8 protein-coding genes and 2 tRNA genes are annotated in these 18478 nt (G+C 37.9%); 6 read left to right on the top strand and 4 right to left on the bottom strand.

The window, feature by feature from the left end; all coding sequences use genetic code 11:
* The first annotated feature begins 141 nt into the window (after window positions 1–141).
* On the top strand, window positions 142–2385 hold the full coding sequence (locus MM214_RS01560; RefSeq protein WP_241291194.1) for a S9 family peptidase: 2244 nt from the start codon (window positions 142–144) through the stop codon (window positions 2383–2385).
* Window positions 2372–4738 carry an alpha-L-arabinofuranosidase C-terminal domain-containing protein gene (locus MM214_RS01555; protein ID WP_241291192.1) on the top strand — a complete coding sequence of 789 codons (2367 nt, stop codon included), beginning with the start codon at window positions 2372–2374 and terminating at the stop codon, window positions 4736–4738. The genes MM214_RS01560 and MM214_RS01555 overlap by 14 nt, the downstream gene beginning before the upstream one ends.
* A gap of 448 nt (window positions 4739–5186) precedes the next feature.
* Here the strand turns inward: MM214_RS01555 and MM214_RS01550 are convergent, their stop codons facing one another.
* Window positions 5187–6986 (bottom strand): DUF885 family protein, encoded by a 1800-nt coding sequence (locus MM214_RS01550; RefSeq protein WP_241291190.1) that lies wholly within the window; start codon window positions 6984–6986, stop codon window positions 5187–5189.
* A 231-nt stretch (window positions 6987–7217) separates the two neighbouring features.
* On the opposite strand from MM214_RS01550, the gene MM214_RS01545 reads away from it, so the two are divergent.
* A complete protein-coding gene (locus MM214_RS01545) occupies window positions 7218–8135 on the top strand; it encodes a dihydrodipicolinate synthase family protein (RefSeq protein WP_241291188.1) in 918 nt (305 codons plus the stop codon).
* Between the two features lie 80 nt (window positions 8136–8215).
* On the opposite strand, the gene MM214_RS01540 is transcribed toward MM214_RS01545, so the two are convergent.
* Complete coding sequence (locus tag MM214_RS01540) at window positions 8216–9094, bottom strand: AraC family transcriptional regulator (RefSeq protein WP_241291186.1); 879 nt, start codon at window positions 9092–9094, stop codon at window positions 8216–8218.
* 443 nt (window positions 9095–9537) lie between these two features.
* On the opposite strand from MM214_RS01540, the gene MM214_RS01535 reads away from it, so the two are divergent.
* The 3 genes from MM214_RS01535 (at window position 9538) to MM214_RS01525 (ending at window position 17206) form a co-directional block, all read left to right on the top strand.
* Window positions 9538–12264 (top strand): DUF5695 domain-containing protein, encoded by a 2727-nt coding sequence (locus tag MM214_RS01535; protein WP_241291185.1) that lies wholly within the window; start codon window positions 9538–9540, stop codon window positions 12262–12264.
* Window positions 12265–12585: 321 nt separating this feature from the next.
* Window positions 12586–15603, top strand: a complete 3018-nt coding sequence (locus tag MM214_RS01530; protein ID WP_241291183.1) for a SusC/RagA family TonB-linked outer membrane protein — start codon at window positions 12586–12588, stop codon at window positions 15601–15603.
* A 13-nt stretch (window positions 15604–15616) separates the two neighbouring features.
* On the top strand, window positions 15617–17206 hold the full coding sequence (locus MM214_RS01525; protein ID WP_241291181.1) for a RagB/SusD family nutrient uptake outer membrane protein: 1590 nt from the start codon (window positions 15617–15619) through the stop codon (window positions 17204–17206).
* Window positions 17207–17691: 485 nt separating this feature from the next.
* Here the strand turns inward: MM214_RS01525 and MM214_RS01520 are convergent.
* Together MM214_RS01520 and MM214_RS01515 are read right to left on the bottom strand one after the other, a co-directional pair.
* Window positions 17692–17765: transfer RNA gene (locus tag MM214_RS01520), tRNA-Pro, on the bottom strand.
* A gap of 10 nt (window positions 17766–17775) precedes the next feature.
* A tRNA-Ser gene (locus MM214_RS01515) sits at window positions 17776–17864 on the bottom strand.
* Between the last annotated feature and the right edge of the window lie 614 nt (window positions 17865–18478).

Raw genomic sequence — 18478 nt, 5'->3', positions numbered from 1 at the left:
GAACCTACTGATTGGTATTGTTATCCAATTTTTAAATTGGTTAAAATAGTATTAGTCCTAGGTATTATGAGAGAAAGTATACAATCTCAAATAGCCTAATTTTGTTTGATCTCAGTTTTAATCGTGAAGAAACTAAAATATATGATACAAATTAAAAGACTTTTGTCTATTACTTTCTTGTCTCTCCTTCTGGTGCCCATAGGTAGCCAAGCACAAGGAACACTGGCAGATTACAAAAGAGCAGCTGAATTTAAAGAGAATATTAAGGATAAAGTTTATCATTCTCCAACACAGATCCAATGGCATAAAAAGGATATACTTACTTATGTAGTTCAGACTGCCAATGGCAAACGCTATATGAAGTATCATGTCAAAGATGCAGCAAAGGAATTTCTTTTTGATACTGATCAATTGGCCAAAGCCCTTTCTGAGAGAATTGATAAAAAAATTGATCCTAAGAATTTGTATATAACAGAGCTTGACTTGAAAGAAGATATGTTGACTTTCAGGCATGAACAAATTATCTGGGAAATGAAAAGACATACTGGTGAGTTGAAAAAAGTTAAAGAAGTAGATACCAGCACGCGATATTGGGGAACTAGAGACAATGAGTCTGGGAAACGGATGATTCAGTCTCCTGATAAAAAGCAAGAAGCATTTATTCAAGACCATAATGTTTTTTTAAAGGATGTTGCTACTGGGAAACAGCAGCAACTGACACATGATGGGAGGCCTGGGGAATACTACTCATCAAGTATTCAATGGTCTCCTGACAGTAAAAAATTAGCCTTGTTCAAATTCAGACCTAGTGAGGTCAGGAAATTGACCTTGATTGCATCAGCACCAGATGATCAATTTCAACCGAAGGTTTTTGAAAGAGATTACCTTAAGCCGGGCGATGCCTTGCCAATAAGGACACCTATGATCATAGATACTGATCGTGATACAGTTTTTCAAGCTGATTTGAGACAAATGGATGCTCAATACGCACTTTCTAGACTTTCGTGGAATGAGGAAAGCTCAGCGATAACATGGGAATACAATGAAAGAGGTCATCAGCGCTATACCGTATTTGAGATGAATGCACTTGATGGGAAGCAGCGTGCATTGATTGATGAAACTAGCCCAACGTTCATAGACTACAGTGGCAAATATTTTAGGAAAGACCTCAAATCAAAAAAACAAACCATCTGGTCTTCTGAACGTGATGGCTGGAGACACCTCTACCTGTATGATATGAAGGGTGGAAAACTTTTGAGGCAGCTAACCAAAGGAGAATGGGTCGTACGGGATGTGATTCATGTTGATGAAGAGAATGAGCTGGTTTATTTTACTGCAAGCGGAAAGAATCAAGGAGAAGATCCTTATCACCTGCATTTTTATAGCATAGGCATGGATGGGAAGAATCTTAAAGTGCTTACCAGTGAAAATGCCAATCATGAAATCACTTTTGATGCTGATTATAAATATTTTGTAGATAAGTATGCTAGGCAAGATTTACCACCAGTGACAGTAGTCAGGTCTTTAGAAAATGGCGAAGTAGTGGCATCTTTAGAAAAGGCAGATATCAGTGAGCTTGAAAATGCTGGCTGGAAAGCACCAGAGATTTTCTCTGCAAAAGGGAGGGATGGACAGACTGATATATGGGGAGTGATCATCAAACCTTTGGACTTCAACCCAAATAAGAAATACCCTGTGATTGAGTACATCTATGCCGGACCACACAGTGCACATGTGCCCAAATCATTTAATCCTAATTACTATGCACTCAATGAACTTGCTAGTCTTGGGTTTATTGTCGTGCAGATTGATGGTATGGGGACCTCTAACCGATCTAAGAAATTTCATGATGTGGCGTGGAAGAACTTGAAAGATGCTGGTTTCCCCGATAGAATTTTATGGATGCAGACAGCCGCAGCAGAAAGGCCGTATATGGATTTGGACAAGGTAGGGATATTTGGTACTTCAGCAGGAGGTCAAAACTCTACTGGTGCTTTGCTTTTTCATCCCGAATTCTACAAGGTGGGAGTTTCCTCTTGTGGCTGTCATGATAACAGGATGGATAAAATATGGTGGAATGAGCAATGGATGGGGTATCCGATTGGAGATCATTATGAAGATTGTTCCAATGTTACCCATGCCAAAAACCTTCAAGGTAAACTCCTCTTACTTGTTGGGGAAATTGATGATAATGTAGATCCTGCGTCTACCTATCAGCTCGTTGATGAACTTGTCAAACACAACAAGCCCTTTGAGTTTATGATGTTTCCTGGAATGGGGCATAGCTCTGGAGGACTATATGGTGAAAGGCTGAGGAGAGATTTTTTTGTAAAACATTTATTAAATGTAACACCTCCAAATTGGGATGAATATGAATTTAAGTAGAATACAGTTGATTAGAATCATGCCTTGCTTTAATATTTTGGCTGGTTTTTTAAGCTGTCTACTTGGCTTTGCCTGTAGTGAAGTATCATCACCTTTAGTCGTTGATCTATCACCTGTACGGCTTGCTTCTTCAGATAGCCTGAACGGTTGGGAGACTGAATATTGGAGCCCCCAAGAGAATTATAAAGTAAAATTTGATGAAACATCATCTAAAGGGGTTTTGATTATAGAAGCTGATACTTTTGGGATTTCTAGATGGTATAGAAAGGTACAATTAAGTCCCTACAGTACCTATAAAGTAACTGGAGCTTACCAATTGATGGGCGTAGAGGGACAAGATGAGAAAGCTGGAGCAGGAATTCGCCTTGGTCATATGAAGATGAAATTGGATACCGTACTGCGAGGAGATTCTGATTGGATCTCATTTGAGGAAGTCTTTGATACAGAAGGGTATGATAGTTTTTTGATGGAGTTGGTCTTGGGGAAATCAGGTCCTGCTAAAGGGAAAGTGTTCCTCAAAGATGTTATTGTAGAAGAATTAGGTCGAGATGTGCTTAAGCCTTCTATTTCCATTGATGTTCAAGCTCAACAGACCCCTATGGAGCCTTACATTTATGGGCAGTTTATTGAGCACATGGGAAAGTGTATTTATGGTGGGATTTGGGCGGAGCTCTTGGTAGATAGAAAGTTTTACTATGCACCAGGTGTGAAAAAAAGTGCATGGGAAGTAGTAGGTAATCAAGTAATACATGATGATAGCTATCAGTATTCAGGAAATCCTACTCCGAAGATCAATGCTAAATTGTACCAAGAACAAGGTATCCAACAAGCTGGTATAGGGTTTTTAGCCAAAAAATATTCAGGTTACTTTTTGCTGAATGTTCAAGGGGAAGTTGATATCGATGTCTATTGGTTTGATGAATCGTCAGCTAGACACATGGTTGAGATTACAGAAGAAAATGTGACAGGAGGATTAATCAAAGTTTGTTTTTCATTTGAGCCAAACAAAGTAATAGATCAAGGAGGTGTCGGTATAGTAGCCTTGGGTGCTGGTGGTGTTCATGTATTGGCTTCTTCATTGATGCCTGATGATCATGTAGAAGGTTTTAGGGCGGATGTGCTGGCCTTGATGAAAACACTGGATTCTCCAATTTATCGCTGGCCTGGGGGAAATTTTGTTTCTGGATATGATTGGAAAGATGGGGTAGGAGATAGGGACAAGCGACCCACTCGCTATGAACGCGCATGGGATGGTTTAGAGACCAATGATGTTGGAATCCATGAATTTATGAATCTGTGTCGCCTCTTGGGTACAGAAGCCAATATTGCAGTGAACACAGGACTTGGTTCAGCAGAAATGGCAGCTGAACAGGTCCAATATGTCAATGGTGGATCAAACACAAAATTGGGGAAATGGAGAGCGGAAAATGGTAGAAAAGCACCTTATGAAGTAAAACTTTGGGCTGTGGGAAATGAGATGTTTGGAGATTGGCAACTTGGTCATATGCCCATAGAACAATACGTAGAAAAGCACAATGAAGTAGCCAAATCAATGAGGGAGGTTGATCCTTCTATTGAGTTAATTGGTGTAGGATTTCCTGGGCATTGGAATGATATGATGTACGCGCATAGTTTGGAGTATATGGACTACATCAGTGAGCATATTTATAAACAAGATTGGCATTCTGGAGGGCTCTTGACACATGCAAGACAGTTAGCTGATGTGATACGTGAGGTTGCCACTGAGCATAGAAAAAGGAGTGAGGATGCTCGCACACCATTGCTTAGAATTGCCATGGATGAATGGAATTATTGGTACGGTCCTCATGTACATGGCTTGTTGGGAACAAGGTATTTTTTAAGAGATGCTTTGGGGATAGCTTCAGGGCTACATGAATTCTCTAGACAGTCTGATATATACTATATGGCAAATTATGCCCAAACGGTGAATGTCATTGGGGCTATCAAAGCCACTCAAACAAGCAGCTGGATGGAGGCCACAGGTCATGTATTGGCCATGTACCGAAAGCACTTCGGATCAATTCCATTGGTCATTCATGGCGACCACAGGCCACTTGACATAGCAGCATCGCTGACTGAGGATAAGAAGACTTTGAGTATAGCAGTAGTCAATGCGACCTATAAAAATTATAGCCTTCCAGTGGATTTGGGAAGTAGCAAAGTGCACAGCCAAGGGGAGATGATACTCCTTTCTTCAAAAGATGATATGGACTATAATGATGAAGATAATCAAAAGATTGATGTCCAAAAACTGGAGGTCAAGTGGGCTAAAGGAAACTTTGACATTCCTCAAATGAGTGTAGTGATTTTCAAGTTTGATTTAATGGAATAGGTTTGTTCTGAAATTTACCCTCTACGATAGAATAGTCGAAATGACATAGCTTTGGGGCACCACAGAAAAGATATGGATTGATTACAGAACTACCAAGAAAAATTTACACATTAATAACCTTTTCTAATTTTTTCAGAATTGACCAACAGCAAGCAATTCATCCAATTAATGGATGTCGCTAAAAAAGAGGTGTTTAATCAATTGATATGTGATATATGAGTAAACTAGTATCCAATTCATAAAAAGTGAAATAATGAATTAGCTACTATCTGATGCTATTTCCGCTCCGAATGAGCAAGTGACTAGTAGATAACTTGTCTCTTTTTTGTGAAATACGATGAGTTGATAAAACCTATTCGAAAATGAAATCCCCCTATAGCTTAAACTGTAGGGGGATTATTTTTACTTATCTTTAAGTAGGTTTACCATTCATTTTGAAAGGAAGCTCTTACCTGTGAGGAATATCTAAATCCTTCAAAAACTTCCAATTCGTCTTGTAGTTCTTGTCAACAGCATTATCTTTTAGTGCTATTCTCAGAATTTCAATGGGGATGCTATTGTTTTGCAGGATTTGGTCATGGAAGTCCTTTTCTGACATCGACCCATTGTCTACTAATTCCCCTTTAAGGGCATATAGTTGGAGGCCTCCGATCATATAAGCGATTTGATATAAAGGACCATACCTTCCCTCAAATGATCTCCTTACTTCTGCTTCAGCATTCGCTCTTTCATGCCCGACTTTGTCGACGAGAAAGTCAATGGCTTGCTGAGGTGACATTTTCTCTAAGTGATAGTTGAGGCTAAAGATGATTCTTGCACACCTGTGCATTCTCCAAAAAAGCATACCCACTTTATCTTCCGCTGATTTTGGGAAAGATTTGTCCCACAATGCAATTTCCCAGTACAGTGCCCATCCTTCAATCCAAAATGGTGTAGAAAATAAGCTCCTATAGGGCCTGTGCCTTTGCGTCATATAACCTTGAAGGTGATGACCTGGAATAAGCTCATGTTGAACAGTAGCACGAGAGAAGTGTGGGTTATTACCTCTCATGCTCATCATTTTTTCCTCATGACTCATCGTTGAAGTAGGATATGAAATTTGAATGGCTTCTCCCCCTAAAAAGAATGGGTTTATACGCTGTGATTCTGGAGACATCATGGTCATTCTCCAGGTTTCTTTTGCCAAATCTGGAATTGTCAAGAGGTCTCTTTCTTCCAGAAAATCAATAGCCTCTTCTGCAAGGAAATGGATGTCTTGAGGCCAAGTGCCTGGTTCTACATAGGTGTTTTTTACAAACTCAATGGCAGCTTTCCAATCTTTGCCATATCCTAGCTCTTCTGAAGCTTTGAGCATTTCTTCCTCACACCATGCAAATTGCTTTTCAGCTTCTCTGATAAGCTCCTCTGGGGTGTAAGGGATGAATTCAAATGCTAACTCTTTTTCCAAAGCAACCTTACCAATGGGTTTTCCGATGATTCCACTTCCGTCGTCTTTTACCAAAGTGTTTTGATAGTGATCTTTAAGAAATGCTGCATATGCTGTCATCGCTTTATCTAATTCTTCAAAGGGAGTTTTCATCCACCATGTAAATGCTGGATCATAATCGTAATAGAATCCATAAGCTTCAGTGACGCTTCTTTGAAGACTTTTGATGACATCGCTTGCCAATTCAGCTTTTTGCCAGCTATTGAATGGGTCTGTTTTAGAGAGGCTCTCGTGAAGCTTTTTGATTTCGGTTGTCACAGCTTTGAATTCACCTGCAAGTTTTTCAGCATTAGGTTTTGTACCTTTTCTCCTAGGGATGTAGAACTTTTCAAGTTGAGGGCTGAATGGGGCTACATGGGCTACTTCTTTGAAGGTTTCAAAAGCTTGATTGTGGAAAAACTGATCCTTTTCTAACTTGTTTTTAAAGATGAGATAATCAATTTGAGCATCTTTATCCAATGAACCAAAATCTAATCCTCTAAGCTTTTCGAGCCATTGCTCATAGTGAAGATTTATCCTGTTAAAATACTCATGGGAGTTCCTATTTGTGTATTTTCTATGTAATGTCCCCACATCAGCAACATAGGAAGAAGCCTCTGAGTATAGTCCTTGAGCTATTCCAATAGTTGAAGTTATGATTACAGTGAGAAATACTGCAATTGATTTTTTACAAAAAAGGGATAGATAAACCACAGGATGTGACTTTTTTGGCCCAAAATATGTTTTCCAAAATGAAGTGATTTTAAGGAGCTGTTTTTTCATATTATTCTAAGTTGTCTAAGTCATTATTTGAATTTTCCGAAAGTCATTTTTTTTCTTTTCCGGTTAAACACCTTGATTACCTTTGGCTTTCCTGACGTTTGATTGCTGAATCTAGTAAAATAATTAAAACCAAATTCCGAAATGCCAATATTGTATAAGTCTTGAATAATCTGGTGTAATTTAAATGCTGGAGCTTGTCGTAATTTTGACGAGAATCAAAAAATGATAATTATGAATTGGAATGGAGTATTACCAGCGGTGACTACAAAATTCGCCGCAGATGATAGCATAGACTATGACTTGTTCTTTGTCAATGTTGAAGAGCAAATAAAGGCAGGAGTATCTGGGATAATTTTAGGCGGAACACTTGGAGAATCGAGTGTTTTGGAGGATGATGAGAAGTTGGAGCTAACCAAAAGGACTATTGCTTACGTCAATGGCAGAGTGGCTGTAGTGCTTAACATCGCTGAGGGAGCTACCAAGAAAGCGATAAGTTGTGCTCAAGCTGCTGAAGAAATGGGAGTAGATGCCTTGATGCTTTTGCCGCCAATGCGGTATACCACAGATCACAGGGAACTAGTGGCATACTTCTCAGCGATAGCTGCGAGTACTACACTTCCAATTATGATTTATAACAACCCCGTAGATTATAAAACATACGTTACCTTGGAAGTTTTTGAAGAACTTATGCCTTATAAGAATATCCAGGCAGTAAAGGAATCAACTAGAGATGTGTCTAATGTAACCAGAATGATCAATAAGTTTGGTGATAGGTATAAAATACTTTGTGGCGTTGATACATTGACCATGGAAAGCCTTATTATGGGGGCAGATGGACTTGTGGCTGGATTAGTTTGTGCTTTTCCTAAAGAAACTGTAATCCTTTATAGATTAATTAAAGAAGATCGTTTGGCTGAGGCCTTGAAAATTTACAGATGGTTTTTACCTCTTCTTGAGCTAGATATACACCCGAAGCTTGTGCAGTATATAAAATTAGCCGAGGAAATGGTAGGTATTGGTTCTGCTAAAGTGAGAGCTCCAAGGCTAGAGTTAGAAGGAGAAGAAAAACAAAGAATCGTGGACCTCATACAATATGGCATTAATCACAGACCAGTATTGGAGAAATTTCACCTTCAGGAAGTAAATTAGAGGCGAATTAAAATTTAGATTTTTTTAATAGAACTTATCAAAGGATAATCAAAGCAGCTCATGGCGGAGCTGCTTTGTTTCTAAGTCAAGTGTTTATAGTTTATATTTTTGCAATAGGTTGAGGGGGTACATCCAGTTATATTTTTGAATTGTCTATTAAAATAAGAGATATTATAATATCCGGATTTGAATGCTGCTTCTTTTACAGACAAATCCTCTTCCACCAGTTGTCTACAAGCATTTCCAATTCTGATTTCATTGAGAAATTGTGAAAAAGTCTTTCTAGTATGCTTTTTGAAGTATCTACAAAATGCATTGACACTTAAGTTTGCTACATCAGCAGCATCAGCTAAAGTAATTTCCTTGGTATAATTGTCAATTAGGAAATCAATCACTTTGTTAATCTTCTCCGTGTCTCCCACCTTCATGTTATTTTCATAAGCTATATGACTCAAAGTGATCAATTCGTCAGTTTTTGATAAAAAATCAAACATCTTAAAGAGGTAAATCAACCTTTCAAAGCCATTTTTGTGCGTGATTTTTTGGGAAGACTTCAAAAGTTTCTCTTTGGCCTTTCCTGTGACCAATAATCCATTTTTGGATTTTTCTAAAAACTTATTGATTGGATGGAGCTCTGATAAATCTTTGAACTTCTCTCCCAATGCTTCAGGAGAGTATAAGATGGATATGTTCTGAGATTCTAATTCATTGGAGGATGCATAATATTCTTGACTGCTCCTGAAAAAATGAGGTAGATTGGCTCCCAAAATAAATGAGTCGCCAGCATTGAAACTTCCATATGAATCACCTATAAAATAGGTGCCTTTCCCTTTCAAGATTGTCATGATCTGATACTCAGAGTGGAAATGTAGATTGTCATAGAAATATGGGTGACATTCTTTAAGAACCCTTACGGGTTCGTTTATGCTTTTTGGAATTTGGTAAAGCAATGGTTTCATATCTTGCGTGTTTTAGGGTTAATATTTGCTTATTCATATCAAGTGGTCAAAAGGTATTTATGGTAAAATTGGGGTCAGTGGCTTCAACTTTTCATTTGGATTAAGTTGTTAAATCATAGAGGATTAAATATTGATACTTAATAATAAATATTATTAATCAATAGTCCATCAGACGTATCAATATTGTATTACAATCCGATAATACAGTAAAAGTCGATAGCGGTTTTTATTTATTTTAAGCTCTCTAAAAGTCGATCATCCTGTGAAATCGACAATTTACCATCTATTTTGAAGCTAAATTATTAGATAGATAAAATTGTATTACAATTGGGTAATCTGATGTGATAGTTGAAAAAGTGTTTTATTTACATTTGTTGAGTAGCGGTAAGAGCATATTAGAAAGGTAATATGCTTTGGTTTAGCTATTGTTAATTTAAAAAACTATGAAGCACATATCCCAAAAATTTAAGATCGTTTTGTTTTTCGCTTTGGTTTTTAATCTCCATATAAAAGCTGTTTTGTCTCAAGAAATTTGGGATAAAATAAAAGCCCGTCCACAAACTATGGATGTCACTGAGCGAAGAAGTTTAGAAAACAGCCATTTTAAACTAGAGCTTTTGAAAAGTTCTCATACAGTGGCCAAAATGAACCCAATTATAGACCCGACATTTGACTTTGTGCCTTCTGAGCTTTTGGAAATCAGAAGTAGGGATAGCCTTTATCATTTGGGTGATGTGAACGTCATGTATCGCTTTTCTGGTGATGCTGATTGGAAAGCATATTCATCAGCAAGAAAACGTGAGCCTGTAAAGTCAATGGAAGAGTTTAATGGTAAATCTATCAGTGGTTTGGTAAGTTCACGATTAAGGGAAGTTGATAAATTATCCATTATCAGGGAGTGGTCGATTGAAAAGGATGAATTGACTTTATCATTTGAATTTAAAAATGATTCAGAAGAAGCCATAGAGATTGGTTACTTAGGTATACCTATGATTTTTGATAATATTTTACATGGCAAAAACCTAGAGCAAGCTCACTTGGAAAAGGTTTTTTATGACCCTTATTTAGGTGGAGATGCTGGGTACTTACAAGTTGTGAGGCTTCATGGCAAATCTCCAGTGCTTTTGGTTGTCCCAGAAAAGAATGCTTCTTTCGAGGCATACAGTCCACTTTTGGATGATAGGACACCTAGAAACATTACATTTGAGGGGTTTCATGACTGGGTAATTCATAGTAAAGCTAAAGCCGAGCATGAGTGGAAAGAAGCAGACCAATGGATCAAGCCTTCCTCGAAAGTGATAGAACCTGGCCAAAGCTATAAGAGTAGTCTTAGATTCATGATTGCAGAAAATGTTCAGTCCATAGAATCCAAATTAATAGCCAAAGAAAGACCTGTGGCAATTGGATTACCGGGGTATGTAATTGCAAAAGATGTAGCTGCAAGACTTCAACTCAAAGCAGCTCAAAAAGTTGAGTCAATCCATGTATTTCCAAAGGATGCTTTGTCAATTTCTAAATCAAGTAAAAAGGATAAAAATGGTTGGGATCGATATGATATTAAAGGGTTGAAATGGGGTAGAGCAAGGGTTGAGATTACTTATGATGATGGTAGTGTGCAAGTTGTGTCTTATAAAGTAATAGATCCTGAATCTGAATTGATTGCTAAAATGGGAGCTTTTTATACCAATCAACAATGGTTCGAAGACGAAAGAGATCCCTTTGGTAGGCATCATTCAGTAATTTCTTATGATTATGAAGAAAAAGCCCAGGTCAAACAAGATTCAAGAGCATGGATTCCAGGCCTAAGTGATGAAGCGGGAGCAGGTTCTTGGCTAGCAGCGATGATGAAGCAATTGATAGATCCCAAGAAAGATGAAGTTGCCAAAATGAACACCTTTATGCATGAAGTACTTTGGGGAGGAATTCAGTATAATGAAGGTCCTAATCAATATGGTGTAAAGAAAAGCGTGTTTTTCTATGAGCCAGATTCCATGCCAGAGGGTACTTACAGCTCAGATATCAACTACAACACTTGGGCTGCGTGGGACAAAAAGCATGCAGATGATCCTGGAAGGTCTTACAACTATCCTCACGTAGCAGCAGCACATTGGGTCATGTATAGGTTATCAAGATATTATGCAGGTTTTGAACTTCAAGAATCATGGGATTGGTATTTGACTCATGCTTATCATACCTCCGTGGCTATGGTAAAACTAGCACCTCATTACGCTCAATTTGGACAAATGGAAGGTACGATATTCTTGATGATCCTAGAGGACTTGAGGAGAGAAGGCATGAATGATTTTGCTACAGATCTTGAAAGTATCATGAAGGCTAGAGCAGATGTGTGGGCTTCATTGGCTTATCCATTTGGAAGCGAAATGCCATGGGATTCTACAGGACAAGAGGAAGTTTACATGTGGTCAAAGTACTTTGGAATGGATGATAAAGCAGATGTTACGCTCAATGCCATCCTCGCTTACATGCCTACAATCCCTCATTGGGGATATAACGGATCTGCTAGAAGGTATTGGGACTTTCTTTATGGAGGTAAAATCCAAAGAGTTGAGAGACAACTGCATCACTATGGATCTGCCTTGAATGCCATTCCTGTATTACATGAATATATTCAAAAGCCAGAAGACCTTTATTTATTAAGAGTAGGGTATGCAGGGATGATGGGAGGTATAGCGAATGTGACTGAAGATGGGTTTGGTCCATCAGCATTTCATTCATACCCAGAAACTTTGGAGATAGATGGTTTAAGTGGTGATTATGGTTCTGGATTCTTTGGTTATGCTGTCAATTCCAAATCAATACTAAAGAACGACCCGATCTTTGGATGGATTGGTTTTGGAGGTAATGTGACTGAAAAATCAAATAAAATTAAGATCGAATTGACCACAGCAGCCAAACAAAAATTGTTTGTTGCTCCAGAAGGATTGATGATCAACTTGGCAGCAGGAAAGATATTAGCTGCTGAGTATGATGTCAAAACCAACCGTTTGAAAATTAAATTTGAAGCAAAAAGTGAACATGTTAATAAGGTATATTTTCACCTTGATCATCCAACAAAAAATGACTGGGAAATTGGATTAGAGCAGTTGGATAATGGCATGTATATATTTCCTTTGACTTCAGATCAAAACGAACTTGAGCTTATTTTGTGAGAAATTGTAAACTTAGGGTATATTAGAATTAGGTTAAAAGCCATCAGTCTACTGGTGGCTTTTTTTTTGATGATCTGGCATTTCAATTTTGAAAACACTATGAAACACTTAAAAACTTTAAATTTTTGGTATAATTCTTAGTTGTGTAGTAAAACTTTGGTCTAAAGGTGTAAAGAGCTAATATAGTATTGGGTTAGGCTATTTTTGTTGAATTTTTAAATAAGTGTTTTTGGTACATTTATAAGGTGTTCACAGACAGAAATTTGAATGATTGCTGCTTCTGAATTGGAACATTAAAAAATTATTAACCCAATAAATAGTATGGAAAATTTTACTAAACTAAAACATGTCGTTACCATGGGGGTACTTTTGATTCTTCAATTGGGGATCAAAGACTCATATGGTTCTAGCGTGTCAAATGAACCTATCTGGTCGAGAGGAGAGCTTAGTTTCACTTACTCTGAAAAGATGGATAGGACAGTCAGAGGGACGGTGTATTCCACAGAAGATGGTATGACACTTCCAGGTGTAAGCGTTGTACTCAAAGGTACAACAAGAGGTACTGCCACAGATATAGATGGTGCGTTTATCTTAAGTATACCCGATGAGGGGGGGACTTTGGTTTTTAGTTTTGTTGGATTTGAGACCCAGGAATTAAGAATTACCAACCAATCTGTATTTGAAATACAGCTAAAGCCAGATGTGACTTCTATGAATGAGGTAGTTGTCGTAGGGTATGGTACAATGCGGAAAGGAGATGTGACCAGTTCTATTGGAGGAGTCAAAGAAGAGGATTTTGTGAAAGGGGCAGTAAGGGATGCTGCACAATTGATACAAGGGAAAGTAGCAGGTCTGCGTGTGACTACACCGAGTGGTGATCCAGCGGCAGGAACGCAAATCAACCTGCGAGGGATCAACTCAATCAATGGGACAAATCAACCTTTGATTCTTATAGATGGAATACCTGGTGATATGAACACAGTGGCTCCAGAAGATATAGAATCAATTGATGTTTTGAAAGATGGGTCAGCCGCGGCCATATATGGTACTAGGGCTACAGGGGGTGTAATCTTGATTACCACTAGAAAAAATGATCAAGGAAGAAATACTGTAAATTATAATAATTATGTCAGTGTGCAGACGATTCAAAGAAGACCGAACCTGCTAACGGGAGATGATTATAGAAGGCTTATCGCTGAAGAGGGGATTCCCTACACTGATTATGGCGGAAATACAGACTGGATAGGGGAAATGTTACAAACTCCTGTTAGTCATAATCATAACTTAACATTATTTGGAGGAAATAGTACAACAAACTTTACTGGATCCATCAATTATAGGAATTGGGATGGTATATTCTTAAGAACGGGCCAAGAGAGACTTACTATTAGAGCTGATCTCAATCACAGCATGTTCGATGATAAGCTTAGGGCAAATGTTCAGGTCATCAACAGGGTGTTTAAATCCGAAAGAGGAGGTGCTGATGGCTATGCATTTAGGCAAGCAATGATCAGAAATCCGACGGATAGGGTTAGGGATGACCAAGGAAATTGGCAAGAGCGAAATGGATATTTTTATGAAAACCCGATCTCTAGGATATATGAATATACTTCTCAATCTAGGTTCAACGAAATGAGAATGAGTGGATCCTTGAACTATACACCAGTAGATAATCTGGATTTGAAACTCTTGGTTTCAAATGTGCAAAGCAATGACCTTTTTGGTGGTGCGACTACCTTTAACCATACGGATACCTGGTTGAACAATAGGAATAGTACAGCTTCAAGATCGACAAGTGCTCACAATGAAAACTTAGTAGAGTTTACTGGTAACTTTAATAAATCTATTGGCAAGAATTTTTTCACGGTGTTAGGAGGTTATAGCTGGCAAGATGCTGTTTTTGAAGGATTTAATGCAAGTAACTGGAATTTCCCAACAGACCTATACACTTGGAACAACTTGGGGGCAGGTGCCGCTTTGCAAAATGGTCAAGCAAGTATGGGCAGTAGTAAGAGCCAATGGCAGCTTGCTGGATTTTTTGGAAGATTTACTTACAGTTATGATGACAAGTACTTGTTTATGGCAAGCATCAGAAGAGAAGGTTCTTCAAGATTTGGTGCAAACTATCAATGGGGTTCTTTTCCTGCAGCTTCTGTAGGCTGGAGAATTAGTAATGAGCCATTTTTGAAAAATATCTCAAACATTGAGGATATCAAATTGAGGGCTGGTTATGGTGTCACAGGTACCATTGCAGGTAATCCTTACTTGTCACAAATTAGCTATAACTTCAATAGAGCTCAAGGAGCTTATGTTGGTGGACAATGGGTACAAGGATTTATTCCAACACGTAACTTTAATCCTGACTTGAGATGGGAGACTAAAATTGAATACAACATAGGGGTTGATTTTAGCTTTTTCAAAGATAGACTAAGTGGGTCAATAGATTTCTACAGGAGGGATATCAATGATTTGCTGTATAATTTCCAAGTGCCTACACCGCCTTATTTTTATCCCAATATGATGCTGAATGCAGGTAGTATGCAGAATGATGGAGTGGAAATTCTTTTAAATGTTAAGCCAATTTCAAAAGCTAAGTTTGTTTGGAATTCCAACTTTACTTATTCCACTAATCGCAATAAATTGATTGATTTGTCGAATGATATATTTGATGTTTCCAATGATTTCTTTAATGCAGGCGGAACTGGAGAACCTATTCAAGACTATACACATAGGGTTCAAGTAGGAGGTCCAATAGGTCAATTCTTTGTCTTGAAATCTGTTGGAGTGAATGAAGATGGGCTGTGGTTGATTGAAAACAGAAATGGTGAGGTCGTTCCGATCACCCAAGCAACGCAAGAAGATAGGCAATTCTATGGAAACGGAATACCCAAGCATATTGTGGGATTCAATAACTCACTTACTTATGGTAAAGTAGATGTGGAGGTTAATTTTAGAGGTGCTTTTGGCCATGATATTTTGAACTTCCAACGCATGTTCTATGAAAACCCAAAAAATACAGATTACAACTTGCTCAATACAGCCTATAATCCAGTTTATGGTCAGCGACTTGACTCTGACTTAGTCTATGTGAGCCATTATATCGAAAGTGGGAATTATTTGAAGTTGGACAACTTGACCGTTGGTTACAGTTTTCCAGGTAGAGGTGTAGTGAAGAATGCAAGAATTTATGCTTCTGGACTTAATCTGTTCATTTTAACCAAATACCAAGGCATAGATCCTGAAGGAGTAAGTGTGTTAGGCTTTTCACCTGGAAATGATGAAAGGGATAAATACCCTACTACTAGAACATTTACATTGGGTCTCAATATTTCATTCTAAAAAGATCAAAATCATGAAAGTATTCAACAAAATAGTTTTAGGTTCTGCTTTGATGATTGGGGGAAGTTTTGCTTTCCAATCATGTCTGAATCTAGATGAAAAAGTATATTCAGAGGTATTATCCGAGAATTTCAGACCAGGGGAAAGAGATATTCCTGCCATTATTGCACCTGTATACGGCTCTCTCCGGGCTTTGATGATGGGATGGCAGGGTCATTTTGATGTGCAAGAAGAATCAGCCGATGCCATAGTTACCCCTGCCAGACCAAATGGCTGGTATGATGGGGGAACCTATGTAAGAATGCATCAGCACACTTGGACATCGCTTCAGTGGCAGCCTACGAATCTTTGGCAAAGCTCATACAGAAGTATCACTACAGCCAACCGGGTAATCGCTCAAATAGAAGATGACCAAATATCCATAGAGAATGGAAGGGAAGCTGTAATTGCCGAATTAAAAGCTGTAAGAGCATTTGCCTATTATCTGCTTCTGGATAATCATGGGAATGTTCCAATCGTAACCGATTTCAGAGATATTAGTTTGCCGCAGCAAAGCTCAAGGACTGAGTTGTATGACTTCATCATTAAAGAAATTGAAGCAGCATTGCCTAACTTAAGTAAGGATGCAAGAAATTCGTATGGTCAAATTAATTATTGGGTAGCCAAAACCTTGTTGGCCAAGATTTACCTCAATGCAGAGGTATATACTGGTACACCACAATGGCAAAAAGTGATAGAAGTGTGTGATGAAATCATTGCTGGTGGTGCATACCAACTTGATGATGTGTATGCAAAAGTTTTTCATTGGGAGAATCAAAACAATGGGGAAATTATTTTTGCAGTTCCCTATGACGAAATTTTTGGACAAGGTAATACCGTTCACATGAAGACATTGGATCCTTTGAGCAGATTTGTTTATAACATGCAAGCAGGACCATGGGGAGGAAATTGCGCTGTTCCACAATTTATCGATACTTATGATGTAGAGGATGGTAGGCTTTATGACACATGGATCATGGGTCCGCAGTTCCATGCCAATACTGGAGAAATGGTGATCAATTATACCAAAGGAGTGCCTAGTATCGCTGCAACTACGTCAAGTCAAGGCTACAGAATAGGTAAATACCAAATCAAACAAGGTGCGACTGGAAGTTTGGATAATGATTTTCCATTCTTTAGATATGCAGATGTCTTGATGATGAAAGCTGAAGCTTTATTGAGACTAGGAAATGGTACTCATGCTGCTGAAATAGTCTCAGAAGTAAGGGCTAGGGCTTTTGCAAATACCAATCCTGCCAAAGCCACGGTGACAGCAGCTCAACTTGAAGGGAATAGCAGGTATCAATATGGATATCAGAATCTTGATGGAAGTATTGATTTGGATACAGGTGTGATTCCATTCGGAGGATTTCTTGATGAATTGGGGTGGGAGTTTGCTGCTGAAGCCCATAGAAGACAAGACTTGATCAGGTTTGGTGTATTTCAAACCAAGAGTTGGTTTAATCATAGACCACACCCTCAAGCTCAAGACAAAATCATCTTCCCCATACCTGAGGCTGAGTTGAATAACAATCCTAACCTTACACAAAACGCAAGTTACTAAGAGAATCAAACATGTTTTTGTATCCAGGTTCAATCTCCCTTAATGTTGGAGGCTTGAATCTGGATTTTTTTTAATCTGATTATTCGCTTTTTTGCCAGTAACGTCAATTCATTGGCTCAACAGGTTGTTAATGGTCAATATTCATAAGTATCCAATATCAATTTATATCGGAAATTAGATCAATCGGAATTTTGTAATCTTATTGGAAAAGTTCCGTATATCCATATTTTCTTACCTATATTTTTTACTTAATTTTTTAGTCATAAGTAGGCCCATTTCTCATTATTTATGATGATAATTAAAAGTTCTTATTGGCCAAAAATGTTCGTTCCCATGTTTTCTAAGTCTTTACCTATCATTTAGGTCACCGAAAAGGTCTTATTTTTATTGAAATTAGGTGTGTTTCCTATGATATCGAAAAAAACAGAAAAGCCTGTAAATCATACGATTTACAGGCTTTCAAAGGGAGTTGGACTCCCATGTTGTCGGGGTGGCAGGATTCGAACCTACGACCTCCACATCCCAAATGTGGCGCGATACCGGGCTACGCTACACCCCGAACAATACAGCAGAGAGTGGGGGATTCGAACCCCCGGTACGGAATTACCCGTACGACAGTTTAGCAAACTGCTGGTTTAAGCCACTCACCCAACTCTCTTTATCTGTGTTCTCAAACACAACTTTAATTTAGATATCCAAAAGGAAATATTTTTATATATCTATTTCTCTATGACTTTCTTTAAAGTGATGCAAATATAAAGGATTATTATTTAAATTAACAAAACACGAAATGTATATTAAGCATTAAAATTTGGCTATTTCTTTTATGAAAATTTAATCCCTTGTCTATCAATAAGAAAAATTTTCTTAAATATCACATTTTTTGTGGGATAACATAGAATCACATATCATGCGAATATAATTTACATTCTAAATGCAAGATTGCTTGAAAATGGCTGATAAGTGTTTAATCGAATTTCAGACTATTCACAATTTTCTACTTACTTTAAAGTGAATAAATATAATTTTATGTAAAATTTGAAGTATGTGTGATATTTTAAATTATTTAATAGTAAAATTATATTTTATTTGATGATAATGTAATCAACCTTACATATCTTTGATGTTATGGCGATCAGCTATATGGTTTGCTATTCATGTTTTTGAAATCATGTGGATTTTATTAAAAAATACCCCGATTAGGGTATTTTAAGTAAATCTGATTATTCATAATTTTGCGTAAATCAGTAAAAGCGTTAGGGTGCACTAAAA

Source organism: Belliella kenyensis, from assembly GCF_022549675.1.
Lineage (GTDB): Bacteria > Bacteroidota > Bacteroidia > Cytophagales > Cyclobacteriaceae > Belliella > Belliella kenyensis.
Note: the sequence above shows the minus strand (reverse complement) of the source record. Positions and strands in the feature narration are given on the sequence as shown.